The sequence below is a fragment of the Spiroplasma diminutum CUAS-1 genome (genome assembly GCF_000439455.1).
Lineage (GTDB): Bacteria > Bacillota_I > Bacilli_A > Mycoplasmatales > Mycoplasmataceae > Spiroplasma_A > Spiroplasma_A diminutum.
Map to the genome: position 1 here is coordinate 419,774 of NC_021833.1, position 25,579 is coordinate 445,352.

Here is a 25,579-nt window from a genome sequence, read left to right on the forward strand (position 1 = left end):
ATGAAAAGAAATGAAGCAAACAATAAATATAAATGAAATGTAATTGATCTTTATCCAAATGATAAAGAATTTTTTAATGACTTGGATTTATATATAGAAAAAAATAATTTACTTTTAAGATTTAAAGGTAAATTAAATGAAAAGGGAATTTTTATTCAATTCTTAAAAGAGTCTATGGAAACTGATAAGAGTATTTCTAAAATAAATCATTTTTTAAAACATTTATATGTTGAACAAAATAATGAGCGAATAAATAATTTAGAATCAATTTATAATAATAAAATGCAACAATTTGATGGAAAATTTTCATGAATTAGTGAAGAAGTAAAAAATATTGGTAAAGAAAAAATTATTGAATTATTAGAATCAGATGAAGAATTAAAATATTATAAAAATAGTTATATAGAATTTTTCAAACACATAAAGTATCTACTTCCACAAAAGCAAAGAGAATTAATTTCGAAAGTTTCAAATTCTAGTTCAATAATTTATGAAATGTATGAAGTAATGAGATTTAAAGATAATGAAGAAAAAATATTAATTTATAAAGATAAAGAATATAAAATAGATCAGAAATTTATATCAGATATTTTAACTTATTCAGATCCTATTGAAGATCAAGAATTAAGAGCACTAGCTAGTTTGAAATATAAAGAGGATAATAATTTTAGAAAACATACTTTTGCTAAAATATATGAATCAATAGTAAAAGAAGAAATTGAATCGGCACAATTAGTAGGTATGAAAAGTTTTAAAGAAAATTTCTTTGATGATGATGACTTTTCAATTAATGATTTTTTGGAATTAATTGAATTTACATCTAAAAACTCAAATGTATATTATAAATATTATGACTTAATTAAAAAATATTTAAACTTAAATAAATTTTATGGCACAGATTCAAGTTTAGAATTGTTTAAAAAAGAAAAGCAAGAGTTCAGTATTGAGCAGGCAAAAGATATTATTAAAAAATCACTAAAAGTATTGGGTGAAGAATATATAAATAACTTAGAATACTGTTGATCAAATAATAAAATTGATTATTTTGAAGATGAAAATAAATCTACTGGAGCTTTTACTGTTAACAGTTATAATTATGATTCATTAATCTCTATGAACTTCACAGATGATATTGATTCAATTTCAACATTAACTCATGAATTGGGTCATGCAGTACATAATCTTTTTGCAAAGCAAAATCAGCCAAGACCTTTAAATGGTTTTTCTAATATGATAGCTGAAGTTGCTTCAACTTTAAATGAACATTTATTATTTGAATATCTTTTAAAAAATGAAAAAGATGAAAAGAAAAAATTAACTTTAATTCAAAATAGAATTGAATTTATTTTTTCTAACTTTTTTTCTGCAATATCTGAAGCAGAATTTGAATATCAATGTTATGAAGCAAGTGAAAGAGGTGAGGTATTAACTTTGGATAAAATTACTTCAATTCTAAAAGACGCAAATAATAAAATATTGGGGAAATCAATTTTTAATAGATTTGATAAAAACTCATATAAATATGGATGAATATCAATTTCACATATATTTGAACAGCCATTTTATATTTATAAATATGCAGTTTCTATTGCAGTATCTTTCCATTTGTATTCAAGATTTAAAAATTCTAATGATCCAAGTGAAATTATTAGTTTCTTAAAAGATGGGGGTAGTTTAAAAATTACAGAGTTATTTAAGAAGTATGAATTCGATTGTAGTGATAAAAATTCTTTTAAAGGTATAATTGAAGAAGTTGAATCACTAGTTAAAACTTTTGATATTATATTAAACTCTAAAAATAATTAAAAGGACTCGATTAGTTGAGTCTTTTTAATATACATTTTTTAAAAACTTAGAATAAAAATTAATTATTGAACTTGTGTAAACTATAATTTCAATAGATATTATATTAATATCTATTAAATTTTGTTCGGTAATTTTATTTTTCTTCTTTAATAACTTTGCATATTTCATAATTTCTCTTACAACAATATCAATGTTAGTAATAGATTCTGTATTAGAAAATACTTTTTCTGATAATAATTCAAAGTATTCATCTTTTTTCAGTATCTTTGAAATTTCTTTCTTATAAATATCAAAGTAACTAATAATTGAATTATTTATTATTAAAAGTGCATGTTCTTGTTTCTTTCCAATATCTTTTTTCTCAATATCATTAAAGAAATTACAAATTAGTTCAATTGATTTAGTTCATCCTAATATATAAATATAGTCAACTATCATTTTATAAAACTTTGAAAGTAATTTTGAATTAGTATTAATAAGTTTAAATTTCTGATTATAAAAATTTTTATAATTTTCAATCTGTTGAAATAATTCTTCATAATCATTGTAATTATTTGAATAATTAATTTTAAAATCATCTGGATTTTTATTAAATCTAATAATTCATGCTTTCATTTTTTTTAACGTTTTGATTACTTCTTTATCTCAATAGGATGTAACATTTTTTAAATTATTTATATCATTTTTAGATATTTTAAAGGTTTTAAAATTATTAATCATTTTATCAAACTTTCTACAAATCGATATTTTTATTATATATTAATAATATAAAGAAAAGAGAAATAATTATGTTAGGTAAATATGACTTCGAAGAAAAGTACATTAAAGATATTCTTATGTTTTATGAGCCAATTTTACATACAATTTCTGTTTTATTAGAAGATGAAAAAGGTGAATTAAAAAGAAATAATCTATTGGATAAAGAATTTGAAAATATGTTTAAATTTTTTAAAAATATGGAATTTCTAGATCAATTCAATGAAGCAAAAGATATAGTTAATTTTTATTATGAACATTTTAGAAATAAATTAATTGTTTTAAATAAACAAGAAATTGTAGATAGACATAAATTCTGACCAAATATTATTTCACTACATGAAATGACAAATTTACTTGATAAATGAATAAAAATTTCTTTTGATAATGTGAAAGTGAAAAAAAATGTATTAACTATTAGTGAATGTTTAGAAGATTTAAAAAATTTAATAACTGATTATTCAAAGTCTTTAAAATTAATTGAAAAGAACTTATTTTTTAATGATCAAATATATGAATTATTAGAGTTATTTAATAATTCATATAAATTTAAAGTAATTGAAAATTCTTCTGAAATTATTTTAAGTATAATTGAAGAAGAAAATATAGATAAAGACTTTATTCACAATATATTTGAAAAGGATTCAGAAGAATACTGAAATGTATTTAATATTCTAATAAGAATTTCAATGCTGTCAGGTTTTGCAGTTCATTTAGAAGAATTAAAATAATTTTTTATTTAATTAAATTTAGTTACTTAAAAGAACTATTAAAAATATGATATATAGGTGTTAAAGATTCCTTAAAAGTACGAGTTTAATAAAAGAGTAGTATGTTATTGTTTAATAGTTAAATTTAGAGATTTATATTAATATAAAATTATTTTACAATCACATAAAGATAAAACTAGTTAATGCTAGTTTATGTTTTAATGATTTATAATAGAGAAGTATAATATAAGAAAAAGGAATCTAATATGTCTGAAGAAAAATTTTTTACAAATAAAGATCAGCAAGATCTATTAAATGAAATTCAAAATGAAATTATAGCTTCAGATGAAGTTTATTTAATATATCCATTTATATCAAAATCAATATTAAATAAAATTTCCTCAACTTTTGAATATTGTTTAGAAAAAAATATTCCTATTAAAATTATTTCTACAACATTTGATGATTTATCACAATTTAATAATTTAAATGAATTGAAAAAATTAGTAGAAACTTATAACAATATTAAAATAAAAATTGAAGATAATTTAGAAAAGCATAGTGAAAGAATACATATTAAAGCTTCAATCTTTAAAAGAAAAAATTCTAATGATAGCGCAATTATAGGCTCTTCAAACTTGACAAATAAGGGTATGATAACTGGAAGAGAATGAAATGTAAAAATAATTTCTAAAAGTGAAAATGATCTAGTTCAAAAAATGATAACTGAATTTGACTCACTTTGAAAAGAAGACTTTATTGATTTTTCAAATAAAAAAGAAAGAGACTTTTTAATTCAAAGAATAAAAGAAAATCAAGAATCTAAAATACAAATGGAACTTATAAATGAAAACTCAAATTTTCAATACGCAAGAAAATACTTATATAAATTTCAAAAGGAAATTATTGATAAGATTTCTTATAGAAGATTTATTGGTAAAAATAAACATCTTATTGTTATGGCAACAGGAACTGGAAAAACTTTAGTTTCAGCTTTTGATTATAAAAGACAAATTGAAACTTCAAAGAGAAACTTAAAAATACTATTTTTAGCTCATCAAAAAGAAATTGTCGATCAAGCTATTAAAACTTATAGACAAGTTTTAAATGATTCAAATTTTGGTGAAGTTTTTTATGATGGAAAAGTAATTAGTGAAAATCCTCAATTTTTATTTTCCACTATTCAGTCACTTTCAAATAGAATTGATTTATTCAGAAAAGATCAGTTTGATATTATTGTATTTGATGAAGCACATCATATTGCTGCAAATACTTTTGATAAAGTTTTTAATTATTTTAAACCAAATCAGATGTTAGGTTTGACTGCAACTCCAGAAAGAGAAGATGGGAGAGATATTAAGAAATACTTTGATAATGAATTTGCATCAGAATTAAGACTGTGAGATGCAATAAATCAAAAATTACTTGCTCCATTTGATTATTATTGTATTGATGATACTAAAACAAATTTGATAGGGATAGATTTGGATTCAGATAAAGAAATTTTTAAAGTAATAAATACTGAATCAAGAAATAATCTTTTATTTAGAACTATTGAAAAGTACATTGGTTTATTTGCAAGACCAACTGCTTTAATATTTTGTATTACTATTGAACATGCAAAAATTATTGCAGAGTTTTTAAAAGGAAAAAATTTAAAAGCTGAATCATTAACCTCTGAAAATCTAAAAGATAGAAATAGAATTCTTTATGAGTTTTCAAATGGAAGAATTAATTATTTGTGTGTTGTAAATATTTTTAATGAAGGAATTGATATTCCCCAAATTAATACCATAATTTTATTAAGACCAACTAATTCAAAGACAGTCTATCTACAACAATTAGGTAGGGGTTTAAGAAAAACTGAATTAAAAAATAAATTAGAAGTATATGATTTAATTTCAAATATTGATAATAAGTATGATATTACTTTAGGAATAAGAAATTTATTTAACCCTAAAATTGTGGGATCAAATTTTATTTCAACAAAACAGGGATTACCTTATAACTCTACGATTACTTTAGAAAAACATGCAGAAGCATTAATATTAAAAAGTTTGAAAAAATGATATGGAAATAAAAATATTATAAGAGAGCAAGTTATTAATTACTACAATACTTATAAAGAAAATGCTCTTACACAAATTATTAATGATTATGAATTAACTTTACAAGATTTTTATAATAGTTTAGATGAGTTATTTTTAAAAACAGCTTTGCAAATTAAAAAGTATAAACAAAAAGAAAATGATACAAATAGAAATAAAAACATATTGAAACAATTCATATTTTTGGATAGTTATGAAATAGTTGATTATTTCTTAAATAGATTATCAAATAAAATTAAAAGAGAGCAAATTGATTTGGACTATGATAATTTATTAGTGACTAGTTTTTTATATGAAATAACTAGTATGGAAAGATTTACGGAATTATATCCAAATTATTTAGAAATAAATGACTTGGTTGATCATTTTATTGAAAATAATCAACTAATTATAAAAGAACTAATTTTGATTTTAAAATATAAAATTGAAAATGAAACTCTTATTTTTACAAAGTACAAAGAAAAATTATTATCAATTGATTCAACTTATACAGTTAAGCAATCACTTGCAGCAATTGGAAGAACCAACTTTTTACATTACAGAGATCAATTAAAAGTATTAACATTTCAAGCAGGTTATTTAACTTTTGATAATTCTAAGCAAATAATACTAGCTGATGAAGATGGGGCAGGTTATGGGAAATTAACTAAATATGATCAAGAAAATAAAGAATTTTATTGATCTATTCCAGAAACAATGACATTAGAACATAAGATTATTAAAGATTTTAATAATAAAGATATTAAAAAGTATTTATTTATTCATGATAAACAAAATTATGAGCAAAAAAATATGTTTCTAAAATTATATAAATTTTGTGGTGCAGGAAGTTTTAAAGAAATGATTGTAAATAATTATTTAACTGCTTTATTTAATGTTGAAGATTAAAAAAACCCATTAGTTTGGGTTTTTATTATTTAAAGTGACAAGAATTTAAGTGATCATTTATAATTCCAATTGCTTGTAAAAATGAGTATACAGTTGTTTTCCCTAAAAATGCAAATCCCTTTTTCTTTAAAATTTGACTTATTTCTGAAGAAAGCTCCGAATAAGCTATCATGTCCTTATCTGTTTCAATTGAATTTATAATTGTTTTGTTATTTGTAAAACTTCAAATAAAATTACTAAAACTTTCATATTCTTTTTGTAATCTTATAAAGGCCTTAGCATTTGTAATTGCGGCTTTAATTTTTAGTTTATTTCTAATAATTCCGTCATTTTGCATTAAAACTAATTCTTTTTGTTCATCATAATTTGAAATTTTATTATAGTCTCAATTATCGAAAGCATTTTTAAAGTTTTCTCTTTTTTTCAATATTGTATGTCAACTAAGACCAGCTTGATTTAGCTCTAATATAAGCATTTCAAATAGCTTAGTATCATCATTAATTGGTTTTGCCCATTCATTATCGTGATAATCTTGATCTAATCCCGGATTTTCTGCTCATTTACATCTGTTTATCATTTTTTTATTCTCCATAGTTATTATATTACTCAAAAAGATTGTAAAAAAAATTTATAATCTAGAAAAATTTAAATAATTTATTAACTAATTCCGTTTTTTAGTATTTATTTAAGATTCAAGAATTAAATGTAAAAAAGTGCTAAAATTTTGTAATATTAATTGTAAAAAGGCAATTTATTCAAATTTAACCCCTTATTTAACTACTTACTATTTGGCTTAATTTTTGGTATAATACTAATAATTGACAAAAGGGAGAATATACATATGCAAATAAAGAAAATTATAGCTAAAAACTTTTTAAATCCAGGAGAACAAATGTTTAGTTTTAATGAAGATCATATTTTAACAAGAGGAACTTTTTATAATCCTAATGAAATTATAAAAATTAATAAACTTCTTAATGGTTCATGAATTGAATCAACTATGAGTTTTGAGAAATATTACCCAAAATTTGCAAGAAAATTAAGTGGAAATGCAATGGATTTTCAAATTGATGCTTTATTTTTTCTAAACGATAAAGAATTAAAAGAATTAAATAGAATTTTAAAATCACTTGGAATGTTAAGAGATTTAAAATCAAAAGCGTACTACTATTCAATTAAATGTATATACCCACATATTTTTCCAATTGTAAGTCTTGTTCCAGCTGAATTTAAAAATGAAAAAGTAATAGGGATTGGAAATCACTATGATAAATTTTTTAAATCAAACTTAAATAAAAGAGATATCTTAACTACAATGGGTATTAATGCAGTTGGTAAGTTAAGAGAAAAATTCTTTGAATATAAGAAATTTGAAGTAAAAGAAGAGGAAAAAGAAATTTATAATAGATATTTAGACGTAATTAAGTCAACTTATAGATATGATGAAGAATTTATTAAAAAATTAGGTCAAGCTATTTACAATATTGATGATGGAGATATCATTAATTATGCTGATGAAGTTGAATTTTTCTTAAGAAATGATCATTTTAAAAATTTCTTAGATACAATTCCTTTATTAAGAGAAGATGAAATGATAAGAGAAGACTTTGCTAAATTACTATTTGATGTTTATTTAGTAGATTTAAAATGAATTTATTCAGTTAAAACAGGAAATAATATCGTAGAAATTAGAAATAATATATACAAAAATAATTGTGAAAAAGCACTTTATTCAAAAGAATTATTAGAGTTCTTTAAAACTAAATTAACTTTAGATAAAGATATATTTGATTACAGTGTTTCAATTAATCATTTCCAAGATAATCTTGATGATTCATTAATTTATAATGGTGAATCTCATTTTGAAAAGATACTTGAAAAAGGTTCAGAAAAAACAAAATTTGTTGAAATAAAAAAAGCAAATGAAAAAAAAGAAATCATAGCAAAAGTAAAAAAAATTAAAGAAGATCAAAAAGCTAAAGAAAAAGAGAGAAAAGATAATTTTAAAAGAGAAGTAAAATTCTTAAAAGCAAAAAATGAGCAAGAAAAGAAAGAACTATTAAAAAACTTTAAAGAAGGTTCTTTGCCAGAGAAAAAGCAAGAAAAGAAAGCTGATTCTAAACCAAAGAAAGCTGATTCTAAAGCAAAGAAAGCAGATTCTAAAGCAAAAAAACCAGTAACAAAAAAGAAAAAATAATAACTTATAACGTTATTTTATGGGAGTAAATTATGGCTGAATTAATTAAAGAAAATGATATGTTATCTGATCTTATAAAAAAACAGGATCTATATAAAGCTGCTAAAAATAATAAAATTTCAGATCAAGATACACAAAGATTTATTGACTCAATTTTTAGTAATTATTTTTTAGATAATGATAATATAAATTTTCTTGTAAAAAATGGTTATAATTTTTTCTCTTTTTCAGATGAAGAATTTTGTTTTTGTTTAAGTGGAATTGCATTTGAAAATTGTTGTAAAGCAAATATGAATAAAGAAAAAAGCAAAAGTTACGTTCCATTTATTAAAGCAATAATTAATAATGAGCAATATAATGAATATTTACAATTTTCTTTAAAATTATTTGAAACTACATATTCAAATTTAGGAGAATCTGAAAAATGTAATTTTTTGGATTGTTCTAATAAATCCGTTGAAAATAGATTATACAATATAGACTTTGAAAGTACTAAATATCTTTCTTCAAATAGAAAAAATATCTTTGATAATAACTATAAAATGGGTCAAAACTTTTTTGAAGAGGTTAATAATGATCAATTTAAATACTTTGGTTTTTGTGAAGAGCATTATAATCAAATTATAGATATTCCAATGACAAAACAAAGTAGTGATGAAGATATAATATTATTTAATTTTCCAGCAGTTGTAAATAAGTTGTTCCTAGCAAGAGTTCAATTAGAAGCTTTAAAGACTGAATTTAGAGAATATTTTAATTCGATTGAAGAGGAAGCTGTAAAAACTATCTTTATATATAACATTAAAAAGGTATCTAATCATGTTAGCTCTCTTTTAAATACATATAGTTTTTTCATTGAGATATTAAAAGGTGGTTCAAATAGATACGGTATTGCAAAGTTTAACTTACCAAAAACAAATAATTTTAGAATTAAAGATGTTTTTCAACCACAAATTACTCCAGATGATTTTAAAGTTGTAAACTCAATAAATAATTTATTCTTATCTGAAAATTTTGCAACTATTGTTATGTATGGTGATAGAACAAATTCTTTTATTACAATGGTTTATGATAAAAAAAATGAAAATTTAAAAGATTTTTTTAATCAATATTTAAAAATGGTGCAAGCTAAAACTAAAAGTGAAGCAGCATTTATTTCAAATTGTTCATTAATACTTGCAGATAATATTCTTTTTGATAAAGAATGATTTGATAACTTAACTGAACAAGATATATTATTATATTCAGCTTTAAATAAATTTAGATTCCAACATCCAAACATGGGTCAAGAATATTTAAAAATGAAATTTTTCGCTGGATTTAACAAAGGAAATAATTTCTTTTAAAATAGGGGTTAGGGGTGCTCTAAATGGAAGGTATAATTAATTCAGAAGAAATTCTGTTTGAATTAACTGATAAATTATTAATTCAAGGACAACAAAATGTATTAATTAATGGACCTGAAAGATCAGGGAAGACAACTTTAGTTAATTTATTTTGTGATAATTTAAGAAGTGATGGTTGAAGTATAATAACTTTTGAACCAGATCAATTCGATTTCTCTAAAGATCTTTTTGAACAATTCATTTCAATACTTTTAATAGGTATTAGAAAAAAAGTTGGGAAAAAAGAATTTTTAAATTTTTTAAAAAGTAGAAATTTGAATAATATAGTCAAATCAAAATTAAAAACAAATAATAGAGCAAATGCGTTTAGATATTATTTTAAACAGTCCTATAAAAACTACGATATAGATAAAAAAGAACTATTAAATATTCAAACATTAAAGGAAATAAATGAAGTTATAAAAAAATTACAAGTTAAGATATTCCTTATTTTTAATGATTTTGAAAACTATGAGATGCTTTCTAATTGAAGTGAATATTCAGTTATTAAAAAAATTAATAAATATCTAACAGAAGCTAAAAAAATAACAACATTTAATTTTAAAAATATTGAAGATATTCAAAAAAACTACAAGTTAAATTTGGATGATTTATTTAACTCTATTATAGATTTAAATAAAAATGAAGTTATTTACAAACATCCGAATAATCAAGTTAATTTTTTTATCAGTAATAAAAAAATTAAAAATTTATTCACAATCAATTCAATTAATGAAAGTTTGTCATTATATGAAAAATGATTAAAAAGAAATTATAATTTTCATGATAATTATGAAGATAAGATTTTATATTATGATGAAATTTATTTTATAATATGATTTTTACACTATATAAAAATTGAAAATGAAGAATTATTTAATTCTATTCAAGAAAATATACAAGTTTATGATTTATTGAGAAAGAAGACAATTACAGCAGAAGAAATAGATAGTAACTTAAAATTTGGAAATTTAAAATATATTAAACTTCTATTAAAAACAAGAGGTTTTGAATTTGAGGGAATTGAAAAATATAGTGAAATAGTTAAAATGTTAGATACTCCTTTTAAAAATAAAGTTCCAATATTTATTACTGTAGAATCAAAACCAAATTTATTAAATATAATCAATGAATATGCATTTATTTTTATATTTGAATGTTTAATTAATAACGTTGAAAATGTTATTGATGATTTATCAGCAGAAACATTACTAATAAATTTTGAAGATAATCAAGAAGATCTTTTTATATTTTCAAAATGTTTAAATCCAAGAACAATTAAACAAATTAAAAAATCAAGCATGAAAGAAATTTATGATTTGAGTATATTTAATATTATTAAAGAATTAATTAAAAAAATATAAAAAAACACCAAATAATGGTGCTTTTTTATATTGAGTTTTCTCAATCAATATTATTTTCTTCATCCTTATTTTTCTTATAGCAATCATCACATACAAAAATTGCAGTTTCATCCTCTATAAGCTCATCATAAACATAAACTCTCTTTTTGTCCATAAAATTTAGTTCATTGCTACAATCCTTATTTTGACAATGTTCTTTCATAGAATCATCTCCTTTTAATTATTTTACTTAATATTTAAAAAAAAGAAAGTTTCGAATCTTAATGTTGCTGTAAAAAGCCATATAAAAAGGTGAATAAAATAAAAATGCAAATTAATTGCATTTTTATATTTTAAAAGTTACTTGTTTTAAGAATTACATAATCAACTTTCTTAATGTCGTTTAATGTAGTTCCTCCAGAATATGAAATTGATGATTGAAGATCTTCTTGCATTTCTTTGTAAGTTTCCATTAATTTTCCTCTTACTTTGATTAATTCTTTTTTACCTTCAACATATCTTTTTTCACCTTTATTATATTCACTTGCACTTCCATAATATTCTTTGAACATTACTCCATCAACAGTTACATTTGCTCCTGGTGATTCTTCATGGGCTGCAAATAAACTTCCAATCATACACATTGTAGCTCCAAATCTAATAGATTTTGCAATATCTCCATTAACTCTTAATCCACCATCAGCAATGATTGGTTTATGAGATGCTTTACTACATCATTTAATTGCTCCTAATTGTCATCCACCAGTTCCAAAACCAGTTTTTAATTTTGTAATACATACTTTTCCAGGACCAACTCCAACTTTAGTTGCATCAGCTCCCCAAAATTCTAAATCTCTTACTGCATGAGGTGTTCCAACATTTCCAGCAATAATGAAAGTATTATTTTTCATATGTTTTCTAATATGCTCAATCATATTTTTTACACTTAATGAGTGTCCATGAGCAATATCAATTGTAATATAATCTGGAACTACATTATCATTTGCTAATTTCTCAATTAGTTCATAATCTTCTTTTTTAACTCCAACACTGATTGATGAAATTAAATTTTCTTGGTTCATTTTTTTTGTAAAAGCATATGAATCAACGTTAAATCTATGCATTACATAGAAGTGACCATTTCTAGCAAGCATTTCGCATAATTCTTCATTAATTACTGATGCCATATTAGCAGGCATTACTGGCATTTTAAATGTATGTTTTCCAAGTGTTACTTCTGTATTACATTCACTTCTTGAATTAACAACACACATACTTGGTATTAATTGTATATCTTCGTAGTCAAAAGCGTACATTTATATCTCTCCTTGTTTCCTATGAGATTATAGCAATAAAATTTAAAAAACTATATTAAAATTAAAAATTCGACCAATTGGTCGAATTTTTAGAATTTTTTTGCAACACTAATGATTTTATCTGCAATTGAATCAATTGCTTCATCAGGGTTCATTGTTGAAACAGGAGCTATTTTTGTTCCTGCAAATAAAATTGGTTCATTTACTTTTGCACCAACAAATTCTCAAGTTCCTTTTAAGAATTCTGTATGATTTCCTCATGGATATCATCCAAAAGGAGCACCTTGTGTTGTTAAAATTTGAACAGTTAAGTGTTCTAAAAGACCTTTAGCATCACCTTGTTTAACATATTTATATGAAAATGTTTGATCAGCTAATAAAACATGATCTAAATAGTTCTTAATTAAACCTGAAACATTAAAGTTATTCATTGGACTTGAAATAATAACTTTATCAACTTCTTTAAGTTGATTAATGTATTTTAATGCATCTTGTTCGTTAAAATATGTACCAAAATTCTCTCTTGAAAGTGTTTTATGAGCCATTTGCTCATTATTTAAATCTAAATTAATAATTTCATCATCAGGATTTAAAGTTTTATATTCTTTGATAAATCTATTTGTTAATGATATTGAAAATGATTTTTCTGCAGGACTTACTGTTCCTGTAATTACTAAGACTTTTTTTGACATAATTTTTTCTCCTTAATTTATTATCAATTTAATTTTATATTTAAATTTGTAAAAATTATTGCATATTTTCAATAAATTAAATATAAAATATTAATTGAATATAAGAGGTACAAAATGGAAAAAGTTACGATTATAATTGTTGCTGGGGGTAGTGCAAGTGGTAAAACAACTGTTGCACACACTATAGCAAATGAAATTTTTGTAAATAAACCAGTAACTCATTTATCAATGGATAGCTATTATAAGGATTTTAGTGATTTAACTTTTGAAGAAAAGCAATTATTAAATTTTGACCATCCAAGCTCATTAGATATTGAATTACTTTGTAAGCATTTAGATGATTTAAAGAATTTTAAACCAGTAGAAGTTCCAGTTTATGATTTTAAAACACACTCTAAAACAGGAGAAATTATTAAATTAGAACCTTCAAATGTTGTTATATTAGATGGAATTCTTTCACTTCATATAGAAGAAATAAGAAAAAGAGGAGACATTAAACTCTTTATAAGAACTGATGATGATATTAGATTTATTAGAAGACTTTTAAGAGATGTTAATGAAAGAAATAGAAAATTAGATGATATAGTAGGTCAATATTTAAATACTGTAAAACCAATGTATAAATATTTTGTAGAACCTTCAATTGACTATGCAGATCTAATTATTCCTTATTATGAAGGAAATAATATTGCAATTGACATGGTTGCAGCAAAAATCAGTAGTTTATTAAAAAAATAAACCATTAATATAAAAGCAAAATGAATTAAGAAATTCATTTTTTTTTGCAACTTTTTTCTTATATTAAATGTTTTTTTTATCAAAAATATAAAAAAATTAATAAAAGTCCTTTATTTAAAGGGTTTTAGTAAAAAATTGACTTTACTTATTTAAATGTGATATATTATTTTTACTATGGAAAATGAGGTAAAATATGGCTGAAAATAATAAGGATTTATCGTATACAGAAGATAGCATTCAGATCTTAGAAGGTTTAGAAGCTGTTAGAAAAAGACCAGGAATGTATATTGGTTCAACTGATTCAAGAGGTTTACACCATTTAGTCTGAGAAATAGTTGATAATTCAATTGACGAAGCATTAGCAGGTATTTGTACAGAAATTAATGTTGCAATTGAAAAAGATGGATCAATTACTGTTAAAGATAATGGTAGAGGGGTTCCTATTGGTAGTTATAAGGGTACAAAACAATCAACTCCAGAAATTATTTTCTCAGTATTACATGCTGGAGGAAAATTTGGTGGAGATGGTTATAAAACTTCTGGGGGACTTCACGGAGTTGGTTCTTCTGTTGTTAATGCATTATCAAGTAAATTTAAAGTTACAATTCATAGAGATGGACTTATTTCAAAAATTAAGTTTGCAAATGGTGGTAAATTAGTTGAACCATTAAAACAAATTGGAACTTCAAAACAAAATGGAACAACAGTAAACTTTTTACCAGATGAAACAATGTTTTCTACAACTAAATTCTCATTTTCAACAATAAGTGAAAGGTTAAAAGAATCTGCATTATTGAATTCAGGTTTAAAATTAACTTTAAAAGATAATAGAAGTGATAAATATATTGAATATATTTATGAAAATGGACTTACAGAATTTGTAAATGAGCTTAAAGGTGATCAAAAGGCTTTATGTTCACCAATTCTTTTAAAAGGAAGCGAACAAGAAATAGATGTTGAAATTGCTTTAACTTATACAACTGATTTTTCTGAAACAGTTTTAGGATTTGCAAATAATGTTAAAACAAGTGATGGGGGAACTCATATAACAGGTTTTAGAACAGGATTAGTAAAGGCTTTAAATGAATATGGAAAAACTCAAAGCATCTTAAAAGAAAAAGATAAAAAACTTGATTCTTCAGATGTAAAAGAAGGTTTAATTGCTATAGTTACAGTAAAAATACCTGAAAATCTTATTCAATATGAAGGACAAACAAAAGGTAAACTTGGAACAAGTGAAGCTAGAACAGCTTGTGAAAAAGTAACTGAGCAACATATTAGTTTTTGACTACAAGAAAATAAAACTATTGCAATTTCAATAATAGAAAAAGCACTTTTAGCTAGAAAAGCTAAAGAAGAAGCACGTAAAGCACGTCAAGCAGTAAGAGATCAAAAATCAAAATCAAAATCAAGAACAATGCTTGGAAAACTAACTCCTGCTCAAGGAAAAAACAAAATTGAAAATGAATTGTTTTTAGTCGAAGGGGATTCAGCTGGAGGAAGTGCTAAATCAGGAAGAGATCGAAAATTCCAAGCTATATTACCACTTAGAGGTAAAGTAATTAATGCAGAAAAAACAAAATTACTTGATTTATTAAAAAATGAAGAGATCACAACAATCATTAATGCAATAGGCGCTGGAATTGGAAGTGACTTTGATATTTCTGATATAAATTATGGAAAGATAATTCTAATGACAGATGCTGACACTGATGGTGCACATATTCAAACATTATTATTAACATTCTTCTATCGTTATATGAAAGATTTAATTGTGAATAAAAATATTCACATTGCTATGCCACCATTATTTAAAATAACAACAGGTTCAAATAAAAAGGACTTTATATATTTATGAACAGAAGAAGAATTAGCATCATATATGAAAAAAGCTAAGTCTAAAGTTGAAATTCAAAGATATAAAGGACTTGGTGAAATGAATGCTGACCAACTTTGAGAAACAACAATGGATCCAGAGCATAGAAAATTGATACAAGTAACAATTGATGATGCGCTTGCAGCAGAAAATTCATTTAGAACTTTGATGGGTGATAACTCAGAAAAAAGGAAAGAATGAATTGAAGAAAACGTTAAATTTACACTAGAAGAAAATGTAGATTTTATTTAATCAAATGAGAATTGTTAGACAGGTGGTGATGATATGGAGACTAAACTATCTTTTGATCATAAAGTTGATATTGTAGTTAAAAAATTAGAAGAATATAATAAGGTAAATAAAGATATAAAAAGATATGGAGATATTTTTAATACATTTTCTTTTTCGTATGAAATTAATGAGCCTGAACTATTTTTTGAGTTAAAAAGTACTGACTATGATGAAAATAATTTCTCCGCTACATCACTTGCAACAGAGCAATGAATTGAAATCAATGTAGAAAATGACAATGAAGTTAACTGATTAATAAAAACAATTAATAAATTTATTGAAAAATCTTATGAAACAATGAAAAAAGCAAGAGAATTTTCAAAGCCACATGTTGGAATATTAGTTTATGATGAATTTACAGATTCATATTACTTAAATCCAACAACAGGACCAATTTTATTAAGGTCAAAAGAAATTTCCAAAGAAATTTCATCAACAAGAATAGATATATTTAATATTTTTATTAATTTGCGTTCAGCTGTAATTGAAGAAGATAGATTAGTTGAAATATTTGGGCTTTCAACAGAGGAAATTATTAGTAAAATAAAATCTTCATTAAAATCAATTAATGACTCAGCAATTAAAATTATGAAAATTGAAGGAATTCCAAGATACGAAGTTTCAATTGAGCAAGAAGGAGATAGAATATTCTATAATACTTATGCCACAGTTGATTTTGGTTTAGAAGCTGCTAATAAAAATAAAGTTAATGAAATTAATCTAGAAGCAGATTTAAATAATATTGAAGAACTTGAAAAAATATACGTTCAGATAAGAAAAGATCAAGAAGTAAGTAAAAATATGGCGGACCTTGCAAGAAGTTTGGTTTCTAGAAATGATCCTAAACTATATATTCAAAATGCAACTACAGGACTTTGAACTCTTTCAAAAGAGGGAAAAGAAACAATAAAGAATTTAAATATTATTGATTTTATTAATAATGATATTAGTGAAATTGAATTTGATATTGATTAGGAGGAATAGAAATGGCAAATAAAGAAGAAAAAGGGATAATTAATTTTGCACTTGAAGATTTAATGGGTGATAGGTTTGGAAGATATGCAAAATATATTATTCAAGAAAGAGCCTTACCTGATGTTAGAGATGGTTTAAAACCAGTACAAAGACGTATTTTATTTACAATGAATGAAATTAATTTAACTCATGATCGAGCATATAAAAAATCAGCTCGTGTTGTTGGTGATGTAATTGGTAAATATCATCCACATGGAGATACATCAGTTTATGATGCTTTAGTTCGTATGAGTCAACATTGAAAATTAAATATTCCTTTAGTTGATATGCATGGTAATAATGGTTCTATTGATGGAGATAGTGCTGCTGCTATGCGTTATACTGAAACAAGACTTGCAAAAATTTCAAGTATTATTTTAGCTGACTTACAAAAAAATACAGTTTTATTTGCTCCAAACTATGATGATTCTGAAAAAGAACCAACAGTTCTACCAGGTTACTTCCCAAATATTTTAGTTAATGGTGCAACAGGAATTGCTGCAGGTTATGCAACAAACATGCCACCTCATAATATCAATGAAGTAATTGATGCAGTTATTGCAATTATAAAAAATCCAAAAATTAAATTAGGTGAAATATTAAAAATTGTAAAAGGTCCTGACTTTCCAACTGGTGGAATTGTAATGGGTCAAGAAGGAATTGATTCTGCTTTTGAAACTGGAAAAGGTAGAGTAATTATTCAATCAAAAATGCACAGAGAAGATAACAATATTGTTATTGATGAAATTCCATATGAAATTGTTAAACAAGATCTTGTAAGAAAAATTGGAGATGTTGTTGATGCAAATCCTCAAATTGAAGTAAAAGAGGTTAGAGATGAAACAGATAGAACTGGATTAAGAATAGTAATTGAATTATCTCCAAAAGCAGATTATGAGATTACAAGAAAGTTCTTATTAAAAAATACACCACTTCAAATTTCTTATAATTATAATAATGTTGTCATAGTAGATAAACAACCAAAACAATTAGGAATAATTGATATTTTATCTGCTTATATAAAACATTACAGAGAAATTTTTTCAAGAAAAACTCAATTTGATTTAGATAAAGCTCAAAAGAGATTAGAAATAATTCAAGGATTAATTAAAGCTATTTCTATTTTAGATGATGTAATTAAAATTATTAGAGATTCATCAAATAGAAGTGATGCTATTTCAAACTTAATTGAAAAATATTCATTTACAGAAACTCAAGCAATTGCAATTGTTGATTTAAGATTGTATAGATTAACTTCAACTGACGTTGTTAAATTGGAAGAAGAAAAAAATGAATTATCTAAATTAGTTGATGACTACAAATTAATTTTAGGAGATTCAAAAGTACTTGATTCAAAAATTATTGACCAACTTAATGCAACTAAAAAAGAATTTGGTGTTGCAAGAAGAAGTGAAGTTGTTGCAGATATCGAAAATATAGAAGTTGAAATTAAAAAAACAATTGTACAAAAAGATTATACAATTTGAATTTCTCAAGATGGATATTTAAAAGCAATTGAAGATTCACAACTTGGAAAAAATTCAATGGATGACTTTAAACGTAAACCAAATGATATTTGAATTTCACAAGTTCCAGCATCAAGTATGGATTTCATATTATTAGTATCAAGTGCAGGAACTTACTATTCTATTCCTGTATATAAAATAATTCCAAGTAAATGAAAAGAAACAGGAATGCATATTAATAAAGTTGCAACAATTTCAGGAAATGAAAAAATTCTAGCTGCATTTGTTGTAAAAGAATTTAAAGATGCAAAACAAGAAATTTTATTAGCAACTAAAAAAGGTATGATTAAACGTACTGCAATTGAAGATTTAGAAACTAAATTATTTTCTAAACCATTTAGAATTATTAAATTACAACAAGAAGATGAATTGATTTCAGCTTCATTAGTAACTTCAAAAACAAAAACAGTAACAATGCTTACAAGAACTGGTTTTGCTGTTAGATATGATATTGCTGAAATTCCTTCAGCAGGACCAAATGCAAAAGGGGTTAAGTCAACAGTTGTAAAAGACGAAGATATTGTTGCAGGAAAAGCTTTTGCAAATGGAGATATCTTAATAATTACAAATAAAGGAAATGTTAAAAAAATTAAACAAGATCTTGTTCCAATTATGTCAAGACCAAAACGTGGAGTAAGATTATATCCATGAAATAAAAAAAGAGATGAGTTTGCAACATTCTTATACAATGTTCAAACAAAAGATATTTTAAATATTTTAGATGAAGAAGATAATTTAACACAGTTAAATGTTAAAAACTTTAAATTTGCAGATCTTGAAGATGTGCCTGAAGATTTAGATATGCCTGAAATTATAACAACAACTTTAGAAAAATCATTTATCATTAAAAATGGTGATGTTCCTCTCCCTCCAAAGAGCGGTGATGATGATGAAGTTCAGGCAGTGATTGAAGTAAAAGAAAAGCCAATCAAAAAAACTGAAAATATTATAAAAGAAAAGACAAGCATTAGTGAAGAAGAAACTAGTGACCTTAAAATTGATTTAGAAGATTTAATTTAAAAATAAAATCTATATATCTCTAGGATGTATAGATTTTATTTTTTTAACTCCTTTTTTATATAATTTATTTTATTCACTGATTTATGTTAGAGTTATATTAATAGGAGATGAAAAAAAATGAACTTAAACAATACTGTAGAAATTTTAGATATGACAAAATATACTTTGGATGAAATTACTGAACTGTTAAATGAAGGAAAAACATTAATAATGGCATTAGAAAAAGGTGAACATGTAAATGCTAGCTTAAATGAATCATTTTCAAAATATTTAAATGCTAATATAAAATTAAAAGAAGAAAAAGAAAATTGTGGTACTTGTGGTTGTGGACAACCTGCAAATATATTAGTTTATGTTTGAAAATAATTTTAATTATTTTTTTTAAAAGGAAGTGACTATATAATGATTATTCAAATTATAGGATTACCAAACAATGAAATAGAAAGTTTGGCAAACTATTTGTCAAAGAAATATTCAATTCCTTATATTGATATAAGTTATTTTAATAAACAAAATAAAACTGAAGCTATTAGAAAGTATAGTGAATTTATTTTAAATAATCAGAATTTTATTATTACAGGATCAATGTATGAAGTAATATATTCATCATTTTATAAAAGAGATTATTTAATTTGATTAGACAAAGATGATAAAGAAAAATTAAATACTTTTCAAAAAATGAATGCATTTAATATGATTTATAAAGAGTATGAAATTTGTAAATCAAATAAAATTATAATTGATTCAAAATTAAATTTAAGAGAACAAGAAAAACTTCTTTCAAGCATTATAGAGAAAAAAGATTATGAAAAAATACAAAGGTAAGATAAATAGATTTTTATATAAAAATGACAACGGTTTTGGAGTTGCTCTTTTTGTTTTATTTGAAAATGAAAAAAAATCAATAATTATTACAGGACCTATAAGTATTATGAGAATGGGAATTATTTATAATATAACTGGTCAAGAAGTTGAAGACATAAAAAGAAATCAAAAAAGTTTTTTAATTCATAGTTTTAGTCAAGTAAAAGATTTTGATAGAGAAGGACTTATAAAATATTTGAGTTCTCCAACGTTTCCAACTGTTGGTAAAAAACTTGCAGAAAATATTGTCAAGCATTTTAAAGAAGATGTATTTAAAAAAATATTAGAAAATAAAAATGAATTACTTCTAATTAAAGATATGACAGAAGAAAAGGCTTCAATTATTTTTGATGTTGTTAAAGAAAAATTTGGAGATAATAAAGTTTTAGATATTTTTATAGAAAATAATTTAAAAATTGAATTTCTTAATTTACTGCAAAGAGATTATGAAGATCCAAATATAATTGAACAAATTCTTAAAGAAGATTTTTATAGATATGCAAGTGAAAATAAATTAAATCCATTTTTGGAAGTAGATAGGATATGCTTAACTTTTGGTATTGAAGAAGATGATGAAAAAAGAGTAAGTTGATTTGCAAATGAATTTGTTAAGGGACTTTTATTTAAAGAAGGTAATACATATACTACACTAAATGAATTACAAAAAAAATTAAGAGTACAATTTAATTTACCAGAAAATATTATTATTCAAAAATTATTGTATGCAAAAAAAGAAAAAATATTATATTTTAAAGATGAAAAAATTTATACAAGAGAAAGTTTTGAAGATGAACAATATATTGCAAAAGAATTATTTGATTTATCAAATAGATCTAACTATATTAAAACCATTAATGATTTCGATAAAAAAATACTTGAAGTTGAAAAATTCATTTCATCTAGAAATGGAATACAGGATTTCAAATATAATGCAGAGCAAGTTGAAGCTATTAGAAACTTTATTGAAAATGATATATCAATAATTACTGGTGGTCCTGGAACTGGAAAGACTACAGTTATAACTGGAATAGTTAAAATGTATGAATTGATTTATGCAGATGATAATTTTGCAATTACTGCTCCAACTGGAAGAGCAGCTGGAAAAATAAAAGATGATTCAGGATATAAAACTTCAACAATTCATAGACTTCTACAATATTCAGGAAATGATTCTTTTGAAGCAAATGAATCAAAACCAATTTATAAAAATCTTGTTGTAATTGATGAATGTTCTATGATTGACAATCATTTATTTGCATCATTATTAAGAGGTATTAAAGGTATTAAAAAATTATTATTAGTAGGTGATATTGAACAACTTCCAAGTGTAAGTTATGGAAATCTATATGAAGATTTAATTGTTTGTGAACAATTTAAAACAACAAGACTTATTAAAAATAATAGACAAATTAATAATTTAGGTGAAAAAAATTCTATTATTGATCTTTCAAATGCTATTAAAAATGAATCAATTGATAATTTTGACTTTGAAAATACTAATAATGTAGATTTCATTTTTTTAAATGACAGTCAAAATATATTAGATAGTATTAAAAAGTCATATACAAATTTAAATCCATCAAATATTTTAGAGCAATTAAATGATATACAAATTATTGCTCCAATGTATAAAGAGAAATTAGGTATTGATAATTTAAATAATTTAATTCAAAACCTTGTTAATCCAACATTATCAAAAGTTTATAAAAGATATGATACTGAATTTAGAGTTAATGATAAAGTAATGTATATTGAAAATGATCCTGTTTTAGAATTATCAAATGGAGATGTAGGTTATATAAGTAGATTAAACTTTATTGGTGAAAAATTAAAAACAGCAAATGTAGTTTTTAATGATAGGGAACTTGAAATGAGTTTAAACTCATTTCAAAAAATAAATTTAAATTATTCTTGTTCAATTCATAAAACACAAGGTAGTGAATATAAAAATACAATAATAGTTTTAGATGCAGAAAATAAAAATTCAAACTTTATGATAAATAAAAAAATGCTTTATACAGCAATTACAAGAGCTAAAGAAAAATTAGTAATTATTTCAGATAAAGATTTATTTATTAAAGCATGCAAAAGAAAATCAAAAGAGAGATTAACTACTTTAAAAGAAAGTATTTATAAAATGAATTTGTAAAGTAAATTCTATCAATATAATAGAATTTACTTTATTTAATATTTGACTATTTTTATTAATAAACAATTATAGTAATAAAGATTATGGAATATATATGAAGTAAAACATACTTTTTAGTCTTTAAAATTATTAAATTTTTTATAAAATAATACGAAAGTATTATTTTTTTTGTTAAAAGTTGCTTAATTGACTTAAAATATAATTGTTAGGAGTTAATTATGATTTTAAAAAATGCAAAAATAGTAGTTGAAAATAAAATTATTGAAAATGGTTGAATAGAATTAGATGGGAAAATAATCAAATCAGTTAATGAAGGAAGTACTGATAATGATGGTATTGATTTAGAAGGAAATTTGCTAATGCCTGGTTTTATTGATTGTCATGTTCATGGTGGTTATGGTTATGATTTCGAAAGTGGAACATATGAAGCTTTTGAAATATTTTCAAAAAATGTGGCAAAAGAAGGTATCACAAGTTATGTGCAAGCAGGTGTTACTAATTCAAAAGAAAACAATATGAAATATCTAAGTGAATTTGCCAAATTTATGGCAAATCAAAGTAATGGTTCAAAATGTTTGGGATTACATATGGAAGGTCCTTTTATTTCAAAAGAAAAAAAGGGAGCACATGAACTTGCGTTATTAATGGATCCAAATATTGAATATTTGAAAGAACTTATCACAGCATCACAAGATAATATTAGAATTATGACTTATGCAGCAGATTTGCAAGATGGAAGTTTTACAAAATTCCTATTAGAAAATAACATCTTACCAAGTGTAGGGCATACAAATATGAAATTTGATCAATGTTTAAGAGATTATGAAATTGGTTTTAGACATGTAACTCATTTATTTAATGGAATGAGTGGTGTAAGCCAATATGATCCAGGATTAGCAACTTTTGCTTTATACAAAGATGATATTTTATGTGAAGTTATAACAGATGGTATTCACATTGAAAAAGATACATTAAAATTAATTTATAAAATTAAAGGCCCTGATAATATTTGCATAATAACTGATGCAATGAATGCAAAAGGTTTAGATGATGGAGAATATAAATTGGGAAACTTAGAAGTTATAAAACAAGGAATGAAAGTCTTCTTAAAAGAAGGAGGAGTACTTGCAGGAGCTGGGGCAACTTTTGATCACAATGTAAGAACTATGATTGAAGCAAATAATGAAATTACATTAACAGATTTAATCAAAATGACATCAATAAATATTGCAAAACAATTAAATATTTATAATCAAAGAGGTAGCATAGAAAAAAATAAGTATGCTGACTTAGTAGTTTTAAGTAAGGATTTACAAGTTCTAAAAACATTTGTTGAAGGTGAATTAGTATATGAACGATAAAATTAATCCAAGAAGTTTTATGCTAGTAAAGTTTTTATTAACTTTGGGTTTAATTTTTAATTATACAATTTCATTAATTGCATTTGTAAATGCAATTAATTGAAAAAATAAAAATCAATTAATGGATACTTACATATATATTTCAGTAGAAACTTTATTATTGATTTCTTCTATAGTATGTTTACTAATCTTTTATTTTGTTAGAAGAGATATAAATAAAAAATTAAAACATAATTATACAAAAAAAGAAAAGTATCAAATATTATTAATTATATTTTTTTTAATATTGGTCTTTACTATTTCATTTATAAATTTATTTTCTATTATGTTTTTATTTATAAATATTTATATTTTTATTGTTTCACTTTTATGCTTTCAGCTTTTGTTTGGAATAACAATATCAATTCTTGAAAGTTTTTCTAGATTATCTGAACAATCTATTGTTAATAGACAATGATTTGAAAATGAAGATGAATTAAAAAAAGATTCAAAAAAACTAAAAGTTAAAATATCAGAAAAAAAAGATGATTTCAACCCATTTATGCAGGAGGAAAAAGATGATTAAATTTGGAACTATTGGTACATCAAAAATTACAGATAAATTTATTAAATCTGCTATAAAAAATCCAAACTGTAAAATTGTTTGTTGCTATTCTAGAGACAAATCAAGAGCTCAAGAACTAATAAGAAATAATAAATTATATGCAAAAGCTGCAGATAATTTTGATCTTATGTTAGACGAAATTGATGCTATATATATTGCTTCTCCAAATGGTTTACATTATGAACAAGCAAAATATTTTTTAACTCAACAAAAACATGTTTTGCTTGAAAAGCCATTAACTTTAACATTTAATCAATCACTTGAATTATTTGAAATTGCAAAAAGAAATAATGTTTTTTTAATGGAAGCATATAAAACTTTTCATTGTCCGCAATTTTCTCACTTATTTGAATTTGTAAAAAATTATCAACCATTTATTGCGAATTTAAACTTAAATAGATATTCTTCAAGAATGGAAAAAGTTAAAATGGGACAATTAGATTCTGTATTTGATGCACAACTTGGAAAAGGTTCAACCTATGATATGTTAATTTATCCTGTTGAATTAAGTATTGCACTTTTTGGTCCTGTTATTGAAGTAAAAGCAATGGGTCAAAAACTTTCTAATGGAAGTGGAATGAATGATTGTGTAATTTTAAAACATGAAAGTGATGTATTAACAAATATTGTTTGTAGTAAAGCAAGTAGAGGAATAATTGAAAGTGAAATGCTTTCAGATATAGCTACATTAACTTTTAAAAATGTTATAGAATTAGAAGAGATAAGTTTATATAAAACTAATTCACAAGAAGTTCAATTGGTGCATAAAACAAATACAGACAAAGATTTATTTGAATATGAAATCTCTGTATTTCTTAAAATGATCTATGAAAATGATTTTAATTTAAGAGATTATTTATTAGATATTAGTTGTGAAACAGTTAGAGTTTTAAATCTTGTTGAAAGTAATCAAGAAAAATTAGGAGAAATTTAAA

At 23.5% G+C, this 25,579-nt stretch carries 21 protein-coding genes; 16 read left to right on the forward strand and 5 right to left on the reverse strand.

Annotated features, from left to right (window positions below; translation table 4 throughout):
* On the forward strand, window positions 1–1,806 hold the full coding sequence (locus tag SDIMI_RS01950) for a M3 family metallopeptidase (protein ID WP_020836311.1): 1,806 nt from the start codon (window positions 1–3) through the stop codon (window positions 1,804–1,806).
* A 24-nt stretch (window positions 1,807–1,830) separates the two neighbouring features.
* Here the strand turns inward: SDIMI_RS01950 and SDIMI_RS01955 are convergent, their stop codons facing one another.
* Window positions 1,831–2,526, reverse strand: coding sequence for a hypothetical protein (locus SDIMI_RS01955; RefSeq protein WP_020836312.1), 696 nt, complete (start codon window positions 2,524–2,526; stop codon window positions 1,831–1,833).
* A gap of 68 nt (window positions 2,527–2,594) precedes the next feature.
* On the opposite strand from SDIMI_RS01955, the gene SDIMI_RS01960 reads away from it, so the two are divergent.
* Complete coding sequence (locus SDIMI_RS01960) at window positions 2,595–3,293, forward strand: hypothetical protein (protein ID WP_020836313.1); 699 nt, start codon at window positions 2,595–2,597, stop codon at window positions 3,291–3,293.
* A gap of 245 nt (window positions 3,294–3,538) precedes the next feature.
* A complete protein-coding gene (locus SDIMI_RS01965) occupies window positions 3,539–6,268 on the forward strand; it encodes a DEAD/DEAH box helicase family protein (protein WP_020836314.1) in 2,730 nt (909 codons plus the stop codon).
* A 25-nt stretch (window positions 6,269–6,293) separates the two neighbouring features.
* Here SDIMI_RS01965 and SDIMI_RS01970 read toward each other — a convergent pair whose 3' ends face one another.
* Complete coding sequence (locus SDIMI_RS01970) at window positions 6,294–6,845, reverse strand: DNA-3-methyladenine glycosylase I (RefSeq protein ID WP_020836315.1); 552 nt, start codon at window positions 6,843–6,845, stop codon at window positions 6,294–6,296.
* Between the two features lie 264 nt (window positions 6,846–7,109).
* On the opposite strand from SDIMI_RS01970, the gene SDIMI_RS01975 reads away from it, so the two are divergent.
* The 3 genes from SDIMI_RS01975 to SDIMI_RS01985 are packed head-to-tail and all read left to right on the forward strand — an operon-like array spanning window position 7,110 to window position 11,214.
* Complete coding sequence (locus tag SDIMI_RS01975; protein WP_020836316.1) at window positions 7,110–8,465, forward strand: hypothetical protein; 1,356 nt, start codon at window positions 7,110–7,112, stop codon at window positions 8,463–8,465.
* Window positions 8,466–8,497: 32 nt separating this feature from the next.
* Complete coding sequence (locus SDIMI_RS01980; protein ID WP_020836317.1) at window positions 8,498–9,811, forward strand: hypothetical protein; 1,314 nt, start codon at window positions 8,498–8,500, stop codon at window positions 9,809–9,811.
* A 23-nt stretch (window positions 9,812–9,834) separates the two neighbouring features.
* Window positions 9,835–11,214: a P-loop NTPase family protein gene (locus tag SDIMI_RS01985; RefSeq protein ID WP_020836318.1), complete on the forward strand. Its 1,380-nt coding sequence runs from the start codon at window positions 9,835–9,837 to the stop codon at window positions 11,212–11,214.
* Between the two features lie 25 nt (window positions 11,215–11,239).
* On the opposite strand, the gene SDIMI_RS04645 is transcribed toward SDIMI_RS01985, so the two are convergent.
* The 3 genes from SDIMI_RS04645 to SDIMI_RS01995 all read right to left on the reverse strand — a co-directional run bounded on the left by SDIMI_RS04645 (window position 11,240) and on the right by SDIMI_RS01995 (window position 13,201).
* Window positions 11,240–11,416: a hypothetical protein gene (locus SDIMI_RS04645; RefSeq protein ID WP_020836319.1), complete on the reverse strand. Its 177-nt coding sequence runs from the start codon at window positions 11,414–11,416 to the stop codon at window positions 11,240–11,242.
* 130 nt (window positions 11,417–11,546) lie between these two features.
* Window positions 11,547–12,509 carry a GMP reductase gene (locus SDIMI_RS01990; RefSeq protein ID WP_020836320.1) on the reverse strand — a complete coding sequence of 321 codons (963 nt, stop codon included), beginning with the start codon at window positions 12,507–12,509 and terminating at the stop codon, window positions 11,547–11,549.
* Window positions 12,510–12,598: 89 nt separating this feature from the next.
* Window positions 12,599–13,201 carry an FMN-dependent NADH-azoreductase gene (locus tag SDIMI_RS01995; protein WP_020836321.1) on the reverse strand — a complete coding sequence of 201 codons (603 nt, stop codon included), beginning with the start codon at window positions 13,199–13,201 and terminating at the stop codon, window positions 12,599–12,601.
* Window positions 13,202–13,315: 114 nt separating this feature from the next.
* Between SDIMI_RS01995 and udk the strand changes: the two genes are divergently transcribed.
* The 10 genes from udk to SDIMI_RS02045 all read left to right on the forward strand — a co-directional run bounded on the left by udk (window position 13,316) and on the right by SDIMI_RS02045 (window position 25,578).
* A complete protein-coding gene (udk, locus tag SDIMI_RS02000; RefSeq protein ID WP_020836322.1) occupies window positions 13,316–13,939 on the forward strand; it encodes a uridine kinase in 624 nt (207 codons plus the stop codon).
* A gap of 193 nt (window positions 13,940–14,132) precedes the next feature.
* Window positions 14,133–16,067 (forward strand): DNA topoisomerase IV subunit B, encoded by a 1,935-nt coding sequence (gene parE, locus SDIMI_RS02005; protein ID WP_020836323.1) that lies wholly within the window; start codon window positions 14,133–14,135, stop codon window positions 16,065–16,067.
* A 33-nt stretch (window positions 16,068–16,100) separates the two neighbouring features.
* On the forward strand, window positions 16,101–17,081 hold the full coding sequence (locus tag SDIMI_RS02010; RefSeq protein WP_020836324.1) for a hypothetical protein: 981 nt from the start codon (window positions 16,101–16,103) through the stop codon (window positions 17,079–17,081).
* 11 nt (window positions 17,082–17,092) lie between these two features.
* Window positions 17,093–19,666, forward strand: a complete 2,574-nt coding sequence (gene parC, locus SDIMI_RS02015; RefSeq protein WP_020836325.1) for a DNA topoisomerase IV subunit A — start codon at window positions 17,093–17,095, stop codon at window positions 19,664–19,666.
* Window positions 19,667–19,783: 117 nt separating this feature from the next.
* Window positions 19,784–20,032 (forward strand): hypothetical protein, encoded by a 249-nt coding sequence (locus SDIMI_RS02020; RefSeq protein WP_020836326.1) that lies wholly within the window; start codon window positions 19,784–19,786, stop codon window positions 20,030–20,032.
* A gap of 36 nt (window positions 20,033–20,068) precedes the next feature.
* Entirely contained in the window at window positions 20,069–20,491 is a 423-nt protein-coding gene (locus SDIMI_RS02025) for a hypothetical protein (RefSeq protein WP_020836327.1), read from the forward strand.
* Window positions 20,472–22,679 (forward strand): SF1B family DNA helicase RecD2, encoded by a 2,208-nt coding sequence (recD2, locus tag SDIMI_RS02030; protein ID WP_020836328.1) that lies wholly within the window; start codon window positions 20,472–20,474, stop codon window positions 22,677–22,679. The genes SDIMI_RS02025 and recD2 overlap by 20 nt, the downstream gene beginning before the upstream one ends.
* 218 nt (window positions 22,680–22,897) lie before the next feature.
* Window positions 22,898–24,040 (forward strand): N-acetylglucosamine-6-phosphate deacetylase, encoded by a 1,143-nt coding sequence (gene nagA / locus SDIMI_RS02035; protein WP_020836329.1) that lies wholly within the window; start codon window positions 22,898–22,900, stop codon window positions 24,038–24,040.
* Complete coding sequence (locus SDIMI_RS02040; RefSeq protein ID WP_020836330.1) at window positions 24,030–24,605, forward strand: hypothetical protein; 576 nt, start codon at window positions 24,030–24,032, stop codon at window positions 24,603–24,605. Before nagA ends, SDIMI_RS02040 begins: the two co-directional genes overlap by 11 nt.
* On the forward strand, window positions 24,598–25,578 hold the full coding sequence (locus SDIMI_RS02045) for a Gfo/Idh/MocA family protein (RefSeq protein ID WP_020836331.1): 981 nt from the start codon (window positions 24,598–24,600) through the stop codon (window positions 25,576–25,578). Before SDIMI_RS02040 ends, SDIMI_RS02045 begins: the two co-directional genes overlap by 8 nt.
* Window position 25,579 lies beyond the last annotated feature (1 nt).